12 protein-coding genes are annotated in these 12,907 nt (G+C 60.5%); 8 read left to right on the plus strand and 4 right to left on the minus strand.

Annotated elements, in window-relative coordinates; translation table 11 throughout:
• The first annotated feature begins 104 nt into the window (after positions 1-104).
• The 7 genes from MA07_RS22875 to MA07_RS22905 all read left to right on the plus strand — a co-directional run bounded on the left by MA07_RS22875 (position 105) and on the right by MA07_RS22905 (position 6,647).
• A complete protein-coding gene (locus MA07_RS22875) occupies positions 105-581 on the plus strand; it encodes a DUF3830 family protein (RefSeq protein WP_036357332.1) in 477 nt (158 codons plus the stop codon).
• Between the two features lie 84 nt (positions 582-665).
• Positions 666-1,661, plus strand: coding sequence for an ABC transporter substrate-binding protein (locus MA07_RS22880; protein WP_200879420.1), 996 nt, complete (start codon positions 666-668; stop codon positions 1,659-1,661).
• A gap of 20 nt (positions 1,662-1,681) precedes the next feature.
• A complete protein-coding gene (locus MA07_RS22885) occupies positions 1,682-2,506 on the plus strand; it encodes an ABC transporter permease (protein WP_036357334.1) in 825 nt (274 codons plus the stop codon).
• Positions 2,499-3,302: an ABC transporter permease gene (locus tag MA07_RS22890; RefSeq protein ID WP_036357335.1), complete on the plus strand. Its 804-nt coding sequence runs from the start codon at positions 2,499-2,501 to the stop codon at positions 3,300-3,302. The genes MA07_RS22885 and MA07_RS22890 overlap by 8 nt, the downstream gene beginning before the upstream one ends.
• Position 3,303: 1 nt before the next feature.
• The gene (locus MA07_RS22895; RefSeq protein ID WP_036357336.1) at positions 3,304-4,359 is read left to right on the plus strand and encodes an ABC transporter ATP-binding protein; all 1,056 of its coding nucleotides are present in this window, start codon (positions 3,304-3,306) and stop codon (positions 4,357-4,359) included.
• A 31-nt stretch (positions 4,360-4,390) separates the two neighbouring features.
• Positions 4,391-5,188, plus strand: coding sequence for a gamma-glutamyl-gamma-aminobutyrate hydrolase family protein (locus MA07_RS22900; RefSeq protein ID WP_052003446.1), 798 nt, complete (start codon positions 4,391-4,393; stop codon positions 5,186-5,188).
• A gap of 25 nt (positions 5,189-5,213) precedes the next feature.
• Positions 5,214-6,647, plus strand: a complete 1,434-nt coding sequence (locus MA07_RS22905; RefSeq protein WP_036357337.1) for a gamma-aminobutyraldehyde dehydrogenase — start codon at positions 5,214-5,216, stop codon at positions 6,645-6,647.
• A 258-nt stretch (positions 6,648-6,905) separates the two neighbouring features.
• Here MA07_RS22905 and MA07_RS30270 read toward each other — a convergent pair whose 3' ends face one another.
• The 4 genes from MA07_RS30270 to MA07_RS22925 all read right to left on the minus strand — a co-directional run bounded on the left by MA07_RS30270 (position 6,906) and on the right by MA07_RS22925 (position 11,723).
• Positions 6,906-7,745 (minus strand): tripartite tricarboxylate transporter substrate binding protein, encoded by an 840-nt coding sequence (locus MA07_RS30270; protein ID WP_052003447.1) that lies wholly within the window; start codon positions 7,743-7,745, stop codon positions 6,906-6,908.
• A gap of 191 nt (positions 7,746-7,936) precedes the next feature.
• On the minus strand, positions 7,937-9,502 hold the full coding sequence (locus tag MA07_RS22915) for a tripartite tricarboxylate transporter permease (protein WP_052003448.1): 1,566 nt from the start codon (positions 9,500-9,502) through the stop codon (positions 7,937-7,939).
• A 12-nt stretch (positions 9,503-9,514) separates the two neighbouring features.
• Positions 9,515-9,961 (minus strand): tripartite tricarboxylate transporter TctB family protein, encoded by a 447-nt coding sequence (locus MA07_RS22920; RefSeq protein WP_036357338.1) that lies wholly within the window; start codon positions 9,959-9,961, stop codon positions 9,515-9,517.
• A 25-nt stretch (positions 9,962-9,986) separates the two neighbouring features.
• Positions 9,987-11,723, minus strand: a complete 1,737-nt coding sequence (locus tag MA07_RS22925; protein ID WP_052003449.1) for a hypothetical protein — start codon at positions 11,721-11,723, stop codon at positions 9,987-9,989.
• A 184-nt stretch (positions 11,724-11,907) separates the two neighbouring features.
• On the opposite strand from MA07_RS22925, the gene MA07_RS22930 reads away from it, so the two are divergent.
• The gene (locus tag MA07_RS22930) at positions 11,908-12,804 is read left to right on the plus strand and encodes a LysR family transcriptional regulator (protein WP_036357339.1); all 897 of its coding nucleotides are present in this window, start codon (positions 11,908-11,910) and stop codon (positions 12,802-12,804) included.
• The last annotated feature ends 103 nt before the right edge of the window (positions 12,805-12,907 follow it).

The raw sequence follows: 12,907 nt of genomic DNA on the forward strand, positions 1-12,907 counted from the left end.
TTATGGTGGCGATATAGAACGATAATTGGACTTGTTCTGCCTTGGCTGCAACGCTTTCGTGGCAAATGCCGGCTGGGTTTGCTCCCGGCCTTGGGGAACAGCTCATGACAACACGCCGCCTTTACCTAAAGTTCGTTGACAAGGATGTTCAGGGAAACATCGATCTTTATTGGGAAAATGCTCCTGTAACCTGTGAGACGATCTGGAATGCTCTGGTCAATCCCGTCCGAATGCCAGCCGGGCATGCCATGTTCGCTGGGCCTGAGATCATGACCGGTCTTCCGGCCGAGGCGCAGACCTTCGATCCTCTCTCGATTCCGGCTGAGAACCAGACCTGCTTCCCCATTGCGGGAGAGCTCCTGTGGTTCTACCAAGCCAAAAATCTCATGAAGGGCATGACCGACGAGTTCTGGGAGATCGGCATGTTCTACGACAACGGGGGGCGCATCTTCGGGCCCATCGGCTGGACCCCCTGCAACATCTTCGGCCGTATGACCGAGGGTCTTGAAGAGGTGGCTGCCGCATGCCGCAGCATCCGTATTGAAGGCATTCAGACTGTAGAAGTTGGGCGCTTGGCCTGAAACAGCGTAGCCTGAACCTGTGCAACAAACCAGAGGGTGAAAACAATGTTTGCCAGAGTCTCACAAATCGCGGCAGCTCTTGCCATGGCAACGGCTCTCGTCACGCCGGCTGCAGCCAAAGATAAGCTCGTCATCAACTCCTATGGCGGGGCCTACGAGCAGATCCACCGGAAGCTCGTGATCGAGCCGTTCATGAAGAAGTACGATGTGGACGTTCAGGTCGTCACAGCCTACTCGGCCGATGCCCTGGCGCAGGTGCGCGCCCAGAAGGCATCTCCGCAGTTCGACGTTATCCACTTCTCTGGCGGACAGGAAGTCGTGGCCGCCCGAGAAGGGCTGATCTCGCCGATCAAGGCGGAAGAGCTAGCGAACGCAAAGGATCTTTATCCGTTCGCTACTGAGGGGCTGTCGCGAGGCGAAGGGCCTGTTCACGCAGTTGCCGCCATTGGTCTCCTCTACAACAAGGACAAGGCGCCTAAGAAGCCGGCGCGCTGGGCTGACCTCTGGGATCCTGCATACAAGGACCACATCGTCCTGACCGACCTATCCAACAGCTATGGTCTCCTGGGCTTCCTGATGATGAACAAGGTCAAGGGCGGCGAGATCAAGAATCCGGAGCCGGGCTTCACTGCGGTGAAAGACCTGCTCGATAGTGCCGTCGTCGTGTCAACCTCGCCCGAGATGCAACAGAACTTCGCACAGAACGACGCCTGGGTCGCTCCTTATGCGCAGGACTATGCCTACACCTTACGCAAAGCAGGCCTGCCAATCGAATTCGTGCAGGGCGCCGAAGGCACCCCAGCCGTCTATCTCACGGCAAACCTTGTAGCGAACCGTCCAAATCATGATCTGGCTAAGAAGTTTATCGACTTTTCTCTCTCTGCCGAGGTGCAGGAGGGTTGGGCTCGTGAGCTGCGCTACTCGCCCACCAACAAGGCGACCAAGCTCGACGACACTCTTGCGAAGGAGGTCGTCTATGGTGAGCAGGCCGTGTCTGGCCTGATACGCTTCGATCCCGTCGAGGTGGATGCCGCCCGCGCTTCGCTGGTCGAGCGCTGGAAGAAGCTGATCGCCCGCTGATCGTTTGACCGGGGCTCGCCATGCGTGATCGCATTGAAGACATCGCACTCGCGGGCCCCGGCATTCTCCTGCTGGCGCTCGCCTTCGTCCTTCCTCTTGTCGAGATGCTGCGTCTTAGCATCGTCGGGGCAGACGGAGGTGTGACCGCCGAGCATTTCGTCCGCTTCCTGTCAGATCCTTATTACCTCGGCGTGGTGTGGCGCACGATATACCTGTCTCTATTGATCACCATCATCTGCGCTGCCGTTGGCTTTCCGCTGGCCTATGTAATGGCCCGGGTCAGCCCTCAGCTGCGGCTCTGGCTCATCGTACTCATCATCCTGCCCCTGATGACCAGCGTCGTCGTACGCACATTCGGTTGGATGGTTGTGCTCGGGCGCGGCGGATTGATCCCGTTCTCCCTTTGGAAGCTCGGATTTGTCGGGCGCAATTTCACCCTGATGCATACGGAAGCAGCGATCGTTATCGGCATGGTCCAGGTTCTGCTCCCGTTCACGGCTCTCTCCATTCTCGGCGTGGTCATGAAGATCGATCGCCGTCTGGAGGAGGCGGCGCGAACCATGGGCGCGAGCTTCCTGGCAACTTTGCGCAGCGTTGTGCTTCCGCTCGCGATGCCTGGAATTCTGGCCGGTTCTCTCCTGGCCTTTACGCTGTCGGTCAGCTCCTTCGTCACCCCGTCACTGCTTGGCGGCGTCAGGCTCCCCGTAGTGGCCAGCTCCATCTACGATGCCGCAACCAAGACGCTGGAATGGAATTTTGCGGCGGCTCAGTCGGTCATCCTTCTGATCGGCGTACTCCTCGCGCTGACGCCCTACATCAGGCTCTCAGGACGACGTCATGGTTAGAGGCGTTCCCCGCTGGCTGAAGGCACTCACATGGGTATTCGTGGCGCTGACGCTCGTCTTCGTACTTGGCCCGCTGATCGTGGTTGCGGGCGTCTCTGTTTCGGAAAGCCAGTTCATCGCCTTTCCTCCGGCGGGGTTCTCACTCCGCTGGTTCGGCGCCATTTTCGAGTCGAACGCCTATGTGGGGGCCCTTGTCACGAGCCTTCAGCTCGCGGTGCTGGTCACGTTGACCGCAACTGTCATTGGAGCTGGAGCGGCAATCACTCTCCATCGCCGGCGGCTTCCAGGCACCGGGATTCTCGCCGGCCTTTTCCTTTCACCCTTGATCCTGCCGTCCATCATCTTCGCCATCGGCTTGCTCATGCTGTGGAGCGCAAGCGTCGGGCCGGTCTCGCTCCCGGTCCTGTGGATCGGCCATACGGTGATTGCTCTGCCCTACGTCATCCGCACCACGCTCGCGGTTCTTGCGGATTCGGATCCTTTTCTCGAGGAAGCCGCACGCACCATGGGAGCAAGCCGATGGCAGCGGATCCGCCATGTGGTGCTGCCACAATGCGCACCCGGCCTCGCGGCGGGCGCCTTCTTCGCCTTCAATATTTCATTCGATGAGGCCGTCGTTGCCCTGTTCCTGCGGACGCCCGACCTCGTGACCCTTCCGATCCAAATCTACAACCAGCTTGAATTCAGTCCGGATCCTACCGTGGCGGCCGTCTCGACCCTGATGATGGGGCTCACGATCCTGCTCATCGCGGTGATCGACCGGTTCCTCGGCATTCAACGCTTCGTCGGCACCTGACATGGCAACCCTTGATCTTACCGAAATCGTGAAATCCTTTGGCTCGACACAGGTGCTGCACGGCATCTCTCTTGCCATCGAAAGTGGTCAGTTCGTGAGCCTGCTGGGCCCGAGCGGCTGCGGAAAGACGACGCTTCTGCGCATCATTGCCGGGCTGGAGGGCGTCACGCGTGGGTCCGTCCGCATTGATGGGCGCGACGTGACAGGCTTGGCGCCGGAGTCCCGGGACATCGCCATGATGTTCCAATCCTATGCGCTTCTGCCGCACATGAGCGTGCGTGAGAATATCCGGTTTCCTCTGAGGATGCGGCGCAGAGGCACGCGGGCGGAGCAGGACGATCGCGTCCAGGCTGCTCTCGAGACCGTTCAACTCGGCCATCTCGCCGACCGAATGCCGCGCCAATTGTCAGGCGGCCAGCAGCAGCGTGTCGCCTTGGCCCGGGCCATCGTATCCGATCCGAAGATCCTTCTGCTCGACGAGCCGCTGTCGAATCTCGATGCCCGCCTGCGCGAGGACATGCAGGTGGAGTTGATCGAGCTTCACCGCAGGCTGGGGCTGACCACCGTTTTCGTCACCCATGACCAGGAGGAGGCTCTCAGCCTCTCGGACGTGGTCGTGCTGATGAATAGCGGTCGCATCGAGCAGGTCGGAGATCCCCAGACCATCTACGCATCTCCCCACACAGGATTCGCCTCCGAATTCTTGGGCTCCGCGAATCTTGTTCCGGTAAGGGTCGTTGACGGTGTATCGGGGCCTCAGGCCCAGTTGCCAAACGGTGAAACGGTCGCCGTCGCGGTGGGTACAAAGCCGCACGGCGAAACTCACCTGGTTCTTCGCCAAGAGGATTTGAAGCTCTTTCCTGCCAGGCCCGGCATGTCCGGCGATTTCCTCGCGACGGTGGAGACCCGGGTCTTTCTTGGCGCCCGTATTCGCTACGTACTCCGCATGGGAGATCTGCGCCTCAAATGCCTGGCTCCCGCATCCGATGACTTCTCTGCGGGGGAGAGGGTGACGGTGCGCCTGCCGGAAGGCGGGGCACAAGTTATTTCGACCTAACTTTGACCGTATCCGTGAGGAGCCCAGCGCCATGATCGGCTTGACAACCGCGCTGCAAAACAACTCCGGTGAATCCCAACGACCGCTCCTCGGCGTGATCGCCTGCAACCGCATGGTTGCTGGAGAAGTCGCCGCCAGCGTGATGCAGCGCTATCTGCTCGCCGCGGCTGAGCATATGAACGCCTCACTGGTGATCATCCCGAGCCTGCCCGATTTCGTCGAGGCGCCGCGCTTGGCGAGCATGATCGATGGCTGCCTTTTGACCGGCAGCCCGTCCAACATAGCCCCCCGGTTCTACGGGGGGGCCGATGCCGGGGCTGACGGACCGTTCGACGAGGGGCGGGACGAAGTCGTGAGGCGGATGTTCTCGGAGATGGTCAAAGCTGGCAAGCCTGTTCTCGGCATTTGCCGAGGCCTGCAGGAAATCAATGTCGCTCTCGGCGGAACCCTGCGATGTGACCTTGCAACGAGCAGCGGCACCCTGAGCCATCATGCCCCAGCCAATGCCGATATGGATTCGATGTTTGAGCACAGTCACGAGGTCCGCCTTATGGAAGAAGGCGTCCTCGCCCGCGCGCTGGCGGCATCGAGCATCGTGGTCAACTCGGTGCATTACCAAGGTATCGACCGATTGGCCCCAGGGCTCTCGGTCGAAGCGACGGCTCCCGATGGCGTCGTTGAGGCCGTCTCTGCGCGCGTAGGCGCATCCTCCATCCTCGCGGTGCAATGGCATCCGGAATGGCAGGTTCATAACAATCCTGAATCCCAAGCCCTCCTTCGTCTCTATGGCGATGTTCTCCGGGGCAAGGTCACTCTGGCTCACGGCTGAACGCTCATTTCACAGGAACTTAATCATGTTTGATCAGGCACAGCTTTTCGTAAACGGTCATTTCCAGGCTGGCGAGGGAGCCGCCGAACCAGTGGTGAATCCGGCCACTGGCGATCTGATGGTGTCTCTTGCCAGCGCCAGTGAGGCTCAGGTCGACAGTGCCGTCGCGGCTGCAGAGGCAGCTTTCCCTGCCTGGGCCGTTCTGACGCCCCGCGAGCGTTCGAGGGCCCTCTTGCGGATTGCGGACGGGATCGAAGCCAACGCCGCGGGCTTCGCACGGCTCGAAGCCGACAATTGCGGCAAGCCACACCGCTATGTGCTGGGCGGCGAGATTCCGAATGTAGTGGACGTGTTCCGCTTCTTTGCCGGCGCCGCGCGGAGCATGCCGGGCGTGCCCGCGGGCGAGTACCGCAACGGTCAGCATACCAGCATGCTGCGGCGCGATCCGGTCGGCGTGGTCGCCTCGATCTCTCCCTGGAACTATCCGCTTCTCATGGCGGCCTGGAAGATCGCGCCGGCCATTGCCGCCGGGAACACAGTCGTGATCAAGCCCTCGGAACATACGCCCCTGACCCTGTTGAAGCTGGCTGAAATCTTCGCGGAGGTGTTGCCGCCGGGCGTCGTGAACATCGTAACCGGGACTGGGGCTCTTGTCGGCCAGCGGCTTGTCTCGCATCCCTTGGTTCGGATGGTGTCCCTGACGGGCGATGTGGGCACCGGGCGCAAGATCCTGGCTACAGCGGCGGAAACCATGAAGCGCACGCATTTGGAGCTTGGAGGCAAGGCACCCGTCATCGTGTTCGACGACGCGGATCTTCCGAGCCTGATCGAGACCCTCAAGGAGGCGAGCTTTTACAACGCCGGTCAGGACTGCACGGCCGCCTGTCATGTCTACGCGGCGGCCCCGATTTACGACCGTCTCGTGGCCGATCTCGGACGAGCCATCGCCTCTATCAGTTATGGAGGCCCGGATGAGGCCGGGGCCGAGTTCGGACCGCTGATCACGCAGAGGCAACGCGATCGTGTCGCCGGCTTCGTGGACCGCGCTCAGGCCGACGGGGCGACGGTGATCACAGGTGGCGGTATCCCCGATCGGAAGGGCTTCTTCTACGAGCCGACACTCATCGCGGCGAGCCAGAATTCAGAGATCGTGCAGAAGGAGGTCTTTGGCCCCGTGGTCTCGATCACGCCCTTCAAGGACGAAGACCAGGTGATCGGCTGGGCCAATACTTCTTCCTATGGCCTTGCCTCGTCGATCTGGACACGCAACCTAGGACGCGCAGCCCAACTCTCCGCCGCCTTGCGCTATGGCGTGACATGGGTCAACACCCACGGCGTCTTCGCGACCGAGATGCCACACGGTGGGATGCGAAACTCCGGCTACGGCAGCGACCTCTCCATGACGGCTCTTACCGAATACACGCAGGTCCGGCACGTAATGTTCGCCCACGGACGCTGAAGGCTCACCGCTGTTAGCCCGGCTCACTGGCCTGTAGATCTGGCTGCCCCTCTAGCTCCCTCATGCTGGCCGGTTTTCTGGCAACTGCCGACGGTGTTGCCTTTTGGCGCTGGCGGACCCCAGGGCAGCCGGCACCGCGTTCTCCGTGACAGTGAGCTGGGTGTGTTACAACAACGAGCGAATTACGGCGAGCACCTGACCTCGGCAGGCGCTCGCCTTTCTCGCCGTGGGAGAGCGTGACCGCTCAGCCGGCCAAATCTACTGTTTCTGGCTTTTCACCAGATCAAGAATGCCGGTTTCGGCAACGACCTGCTTCAGCTTGGCCGTCTCGGATGACCAGCGCTGTGCAAAACCGGCGGCATCCACCGCGACCGGGTCAGAGCCGAGCTTCTCGATCTGGGCCTTCACCTCAGGGTCAGCCATGGCCGCCACAAAGGCATCCGACAGTTTTTTGACGATGTCTGGATTCAGACCTTTTGGTCCCGCGACGCCCGTCCAGGAGACGATCTCCGCGTCATAGCCGAGTTCTTTTGCAGTCGGAACGTCCTTCAAGAGGGGATCGGTGCTGCGCTCGGGGCCGAAGTTGACCAGCGCCCGGAGCTTGCCCGCCTCGATTTGGCTCTTGTAATCCACCGGACTTCCTGCTGCCGCAGACACGTGACCGCCGAGGAGCGCCGTCATCAGCGGCCCGCCGCCGTCGAACGTTACGGGTTCAATCTCAACGCCCGCCGCGCGCGCGAGCTGCGCAGGCCCGATATGGGAGGAGTTCCCGATGCCTGTAATGCCGTATTTGACCTTCTTAGGATTGTCTTTCGCGAAGGCCAGTAGGTCCTTCAGAGTCTTCCATTCCGATTGCGCGCTGGTGGCGAGGATAGGCGGCGTAACCACAACCTGGGCCAATGCTTGTAGGGCGTTCGGATAATCGTAGCGGGTGTTGCCGTAAAGCGGCTGGAGCACGAGCGTGCTTGTTACCATGCCGATCGTATAGCCGTCCGGCTTGGCGCCCGCGAGTTCGTTGAGACCGATCATCGTTCCGGCGCCCGGCCTGTTCTCGATCACCAGGGGGTTGCCCAACTTTTGCTCGGCGACCTTCGCCACAATCCTGCCGATTAGATCGGTGCTGCCTCCCGGTGCAAACGGGACGATTATTTTGATCGGACGCTCTGGGTAGCCCTGCGCAACAGCGGCACCCGTTCCAAGGGTGAGGCAAGAGACCGCCGCGGCTGCGGCGGCTGCGAGGAGGGACCTTCTTCTGAAGAGGTTCGGTCGGCACGGCATGAAAAGTCTCCCTAAATGTCGTTGTTGTGCTGGGGTAGACCGGACACCGGCGTAGAAGCCAGTACCGGGGCGAGATGGGCAGAGCTGGGCCGGCGCGCATATCGAAGGGCCGCAAGCGCGATGCGGGCGACGATGAACAGCCCAGCCGCTCCAAGCAGGAAGCCGCTGAAGGGCCGCGCCATCAATCCTATGAGGCTTCCGTCGACCAGGACCATCGATTGGACGAAGCCCTTCTCGATGAGCGGGCCCAGAAAGAGGCCAATGACAAGCGGCGCGATGCTGTACCCGGTCCCTTTTAGGATGTACCCCGCGACGCCAAAGGCAATCGCGAGCCATAGGTCGGACAGGCTGTTACCGATGAAGTACGTTCCGCTTAGGACTAAAACCGAGACCAGCGGCATCAGGATGTTGAGTGGAACTCGTAGTACGGATGCGAATACACCGACAAAGGGCAGGTTAATGATAAGCAGCATCATGTTGCCGATGACGAGGCTCGCAATGAGACCCCAGAACAGGTCAGGTTGGCTGTTGACGAGGTTCGGGCCCGGTGTGATCCCGTGGATTAGAAAGCCGCTCAAAAGCATCGCCGCACCTGCGTTGAACGGCAGTCCGAGGGAGAGAAGCGGTATGAGCGTCGCGGAATCTGCGCCATTGTTTGCCGATTCCGGTCCCGCGACACCTTCGATGGCGCCAGAGCCGAATTCGTGGCGGCCACGGCTGAAACGCTTCTCAACTGCATAGGACGCAAAGGTCGAGATGGTGCCGGACGGGCCGGGTATCAGTCCGATCAGAAAGCCGATCAGACTCCCGCGGCCGATCGCTGGGATCGAGCGGCTGATCTCCTCGCGGGTGGGATAGAGATCGCGCAGGCCAATCTTCGGCGGATTGACGGCGGCATTGCCCTCGGCGGCGGTCTTAAAAACTTCCGCCAGTCCATACGCTCCCATCACGACGATGATGAACGAGATGCCGTCGAGAAGCCCGTCGAGGGAGAAGGTAAAGCGCTCAACCCCGCTCATGGGATCGATGCCGATCGTGCCAATCATCACCCCCACCACGACCATTAGTCCGGATTGCACCATCGATTGGCCGCTGATCCCAGACAAGACCACCAAAGCCAGGACTGCAATGCAGAAATATTCCTGGGGTCCAAAGGCGAGGGCTGCGCCGGCAATGGTCGGAGCAAACAGAATCAGTCCCGCGAGGCCGAAGAGACCAGCGACGAACGAGCCGATCGCCGCAACGCTCAGGGCGGCGCCGGCCCGGCCGCGCCGCGACATGGCATAGCCCTCGATGCAAGTAACAACGGACGCTCCTTCACCCGGTACATTGAGGAGAATTGATGTTGTGGACCCACCATAGGCGGCGCCGTAATAGATGCCACCGAAGATCACCAGTGCGGTGAGCGGATCAAGGCCGAAGCTAATCGGGATGAGAAGGGCGATGGTGCCGGAAATGCCAAGTCCGGGAACCATGCCCGCGAACGTTCCCAGCATAACGCCTAAGCCCGCGGCCAGGAGGTTCGTCGGGGTTGCGGCGACTGTGAAGCCGTGGATGAGCGCGTCAAGGGATGTCATTGCAGCGGCCGCCTATGGCAAGGGAAGCTGGAGGATGCGCCCAAATAGGAGCCAGATACCTCCAGAGAAACAGCCCGCGATGGCGACGGGCCAGACGAGGCCGCGCAATTCTCCAACCTTGAGTAGTGCCAGTGTGGCTAGGAACGTTGCGAGGAGGAAGCCCAGAATTCCGAGCACCCCCGCATAAAGCATCAGGACGGCGAGGAACCCGAGCGCCCGGATCGGGGACTGGCCGAAATCGGCGGACCCAGCGGCGCCTGCCCGGAAGATGCGAACTACGTTAGCGGCCGCTAGCATGACGCCGAGCGAGCCGACGATGGTGGGCACGAATCCCGCCTTGGGACTGCTCCAGCTTCCGAAGGAGAAACCCGTCGCGGCGTTGAGGTAGACAGCGCAGATCAAGAACAGCGCTAGGGCGACGATCCGTTGAGTCAGGATGACAGGGTTGATCTGTCCCATTCCCGCAATCTCCTCTCCTGGTGGCCTAACCTGCCATTTCCGGGCTGGCCACAACTGTACTAGGCAGCTGGGCCAGCCGCGCCTTCAAATCTGCGTTGAGTGTTCGCAAGCGCTCCCACCCAAGCATGTTGTAGACGGCGAAGTGCTGGTCCGTTCGCGCTTCAGCGGCCTGCATCCGGTCCGCCAGCACGAGCAAATCGTCCAAGTCGGTCAAGATCAACTCCTGAGCCTCGCGCCCGAACCTTGTTGTGGCGCTGGGATGGTCAAGAAGGTATTTCGTGAGCATGCATGCGCGCACGACAGCTCGCCAACCGGCGACATAGAGCCGGAACGTATCGAACTTGGCGGTCAAGTCGGTATGGGCCTGCACGGACAGGGCATCTGGTTTGTCCCTGACGAGGAGAGATTCCTGCTCGACGAGACGGAGTGCCTCATCCTTTTCAGCTAGAATGGCTCGGACGTTTTCTTCGCTCGTTTCTAGCGCGTTCCCCTTCGCGGGATCCCAATCTTTGAGACTATTCTTCTCCTCCGCCAACCACCAGGCGTGTTCAAGGCTGACAGGGTAGTTGCTGGAATCGGAAAAAACGCAGTCATTGACGAAGAGGCTCTTGCTGATGATCTCCCACGATCGGGCAAAAAGCCGTTCGCTCCAGGCTGCGGCATCATCAATGGCGTGATCCGTCGCATCGGGGGAGATCATTCCGTTCTCTGTCAACCATTCCCGATGAACTGCGACTGAGGAGACGTTTTCGTCTACCGCTAGGGCCGATGCGGCGTGCAGGTTGATGAGATTGGGTGTGTGGAAGCAGGAGTGTCCGTCGAGACTTTCCCAGTCCGTTCGGAGGATGACGCCCTCAACGCCGTGTTTGAGCGCCATCGCCATGCGTCGCCTATAGTCGTCAATGATAATAGCTGGCCCGACGCCCCACCCGAAATACTGGCCCATCGTGTCGAACTCGACCCACTGAGGGTGGTTGCCGACGTCGCCGAGGCGTGGGTTGTCCGGGAACGTCGGGTAGTAGTCGTGGGGAGTGTTCTTGAGGCAGACGATTATGTCCTCTGGCAGCTTCTCGATCGTCTCGGCGAGCTCCGTCTGAGCCTTCTTGTCGAAGACAAAATCGCGAACGGCGAGCTGGCGGCCCGCAGCCCGGATTGGCTCGTACATCGCCATGATCAGCTTGCCGTACCAGGCTTGAGGCGTGCTGTTGCGGCACTGGTCACAGGTGCAGCGGTTAGAAGAGATCGCTAGCCGGCTCTCGCCCGTGCCCGGCGCCGTGATGATGCCTGCAATATTCGGGAGGTCTTGGAAGAGCTCGGTGTATTTGGTGCGGACAAAATCCCACCAGAAGTGGTCGTTGGGGCAAAGCGTCCCATTCTTGTTCAATTGCGGATTGAGCTCGATCAGGATGTCGGGGAACGACAGCTCCTTGTTCTCGAAATAGACATCGAGACCGTCCCGGTTGGCGAGGTCGATGACTCGGCGGAGATAGTCCCTGCGCTGGTAGGGACCGCTGCGCCGGGTAGGGGTATATTTGTAGAGTTTTGGATAGATCTCCCGGTAGCGCTCGAAGATGTTGCGACCGATATCGGAGGCGCCGAAAAGCTTGCCGGGATACACTGTCAGGTCGACGATATCGTTACGGTGGAGCACGAGCGCCGTCATATCGTGCCGCTTGGCGAAATCCAAAGCCTTGCGGATCCAATCGAAATTCCAGACATATCCGCTGTGGACTTCCAGAGCTCGCGTCGAAAAGCGGGCCATCCTCTGCTCCAATCTTGCGAGCGCGGCAGAGGCGCACGAGAGCGATCGCCCTTGGCGCTTGGACGAACGTTTCCTCAGCCGCGCATAGCCGCGCTTGTTGTGTTGGGGGGCAGGTTGCTCGACAACCGGGTGGACGTCGACAGTTCAATGATGCGTCGGCCATAACTCTGGGTTATGGTCAGCTATGTTCAATCTTCGCCAACTCGAAATCTTCCGGGCTGTAATGGTGGCCGGCAGCATTACGTCCGCCGGAAAGCACCTCCAGATGTCACAACCGGCCGTGACGAAAGCTGTGCGGCGGATGGAAGACCTCGTTGGCTTCGCGTTGTTCCGGCGCTCGAACGGCCGAGTCCAACCCACACCGGAGGCCCTTAACCTCTTTCGAGAGGTCGAGAAGGTCTTTCATACCGTTGGGGTCGTCGAGAAATATGCCCGAGACCTGAAGGAGTCCCAGTCTGGGGTGCTCACCCTCGCCTGCACACCGACCCTATCATGCAGCTTTCTGACGGAAGCCATTGCCAGCTTCCGCCGCGACCGCCCCCGTGTGCGGATCTGGCTACAAATCACGAAGACTAAGGAGGTCATGGAACTCGCCGCCAGCGGCCAGATCGATCTCGGTTTGATCTACGCACCGGCGGAGCACTTGGCCGTGAGTGTGTATCCTCTCTTCGAGACGCAACTCGTCTGCGTCATGAGTCCTGATCATCCGCTGGCCCGCAAGGCGGCCATCCAGCCGGATGACCTTCATAAGGAGCCGATCATCACGAATGTTCGCAACGAGCCCATCCACGACCTGCTCGGAGCGGCCTTTGGCAAGATTGATCTCGATCGGCAGGTCATGATTGGAACCAACAGCACAATCACGGCCTGCTCGCTGGTGATGAAGGGGAGTGGCGTCGCAATCGTGGAGCCGATGGGAGTGAGCGAGATCTTTCCGACGGCAGTCCTGAAGCCGTTCCTGCCGGCAGTTTCAGTCACGCCGCGCGTCGTTCAGGCCCGGAATGTTGCACCCTCCCGGATTACCCGCGCATTTCTTGAGGTTCTCGAGCAGGCGGTCTCACGGTATCTTGAAAAACGCTAACCCCGCGATCCGGTTAATCCGCGGGCCAAACAGGTCGACTGCTTCCGAGTTGCTGGCGAGGTTGGAGTGTTCGAAGAGTATCCTAAAGCGCGTCATCGATACG

The organism is Microvirga sp. BSC39, assembly GCF_000739015.1.
GTDB lineage: Bacteria > Pseudomonadota > Alphaproteobacteria > Rhizobiales > Beijerinckiaceae > Microvirga.

What these genes read in the sequence shown, in the direction of transcription:
- MA07_RS22880 (WP_200879420.1), top strand. Translation starts at nt 666, where the DNA reads ATGGCAACGGCTCTCGTCACGCCGGCTGCAGCCAAAGATAAGCTCGTC.
- MA07_RS22930 (WP_036357339.1), top strand. Translation starts at nt 11,908, where the DNA reads ATGTTCAATCTTCGCCAACTCGAAATCTTCCGGGCTGTAATGGTGGCC.
- MA07_RS22915 (WP_052003448.1), bottom strand. Translation starts at nt 9,502, where the DNA reads ATGACATCCCTTGACGCGCTCATCCACGGCTTCACAGTCGCCGCAACC.
- MA07_RS22885 (WP_036357334.1), top strand. Translation starts at nt 1,682, where the DNA reads ATGCGTGATCGCATTGAAGACATCGCACTCGCGGGCCCCGGCATTCTC.
- MA07_RS22925 (WP_052003449.1), bottom strand. Translation starts at nt 11,723, where the DNA reads ATGGCCCGCTTTTCGACGCGAGCTCTGGAAGTCCACAGCGGATATGTC.
- MA07_RS22890 (WP_036357335.1), top strand. Translation starts at nt 2,499, where the DNA reads ATGGTTAGAGGCGTTCCCCGCTGGCTGAAGGCACTCACATGGGTATTC.
- MA07_RS22895 (WP_036357336.1), top strand. Translation starts at nt 3,304, where the DNA reads ATGGCAACCCTTGATCTTACCGAAATCGTGAAATCCTTTGGCTCGACA.
- MA07_RS22875 (WP_036357332.1), top strand. Translation starts at nt 105, where the DNA reads ATGACAACACGCCGCCTTTACCTAAAGTTCGTTGACAAGGATGTTCAG.
- MA07_RS22905 (WP_036357337.1), top strand. Translation starts at nt 5,214, where the DNA reads ATGTTTGATCAGGCACAGCTTTTCGTAAACGGTCATTTCCAGGCTGGC.
- MA07_RS22920 (WP_036357338.1), bottom strand. Translation starts at nt 9,961, where the DNA reads ATGGGACAGATCAACCCTGTCATCCTGACTCAACGGATCGTCGCCCTA.
- MA07_RS22900 (WP_052003446.1), top strand. Translation starts at nt 4,391, where the DNA reads ATGATCGGCTTGACAACCGCGCTGCAAAACAACTCCGGTGAATCCCAA.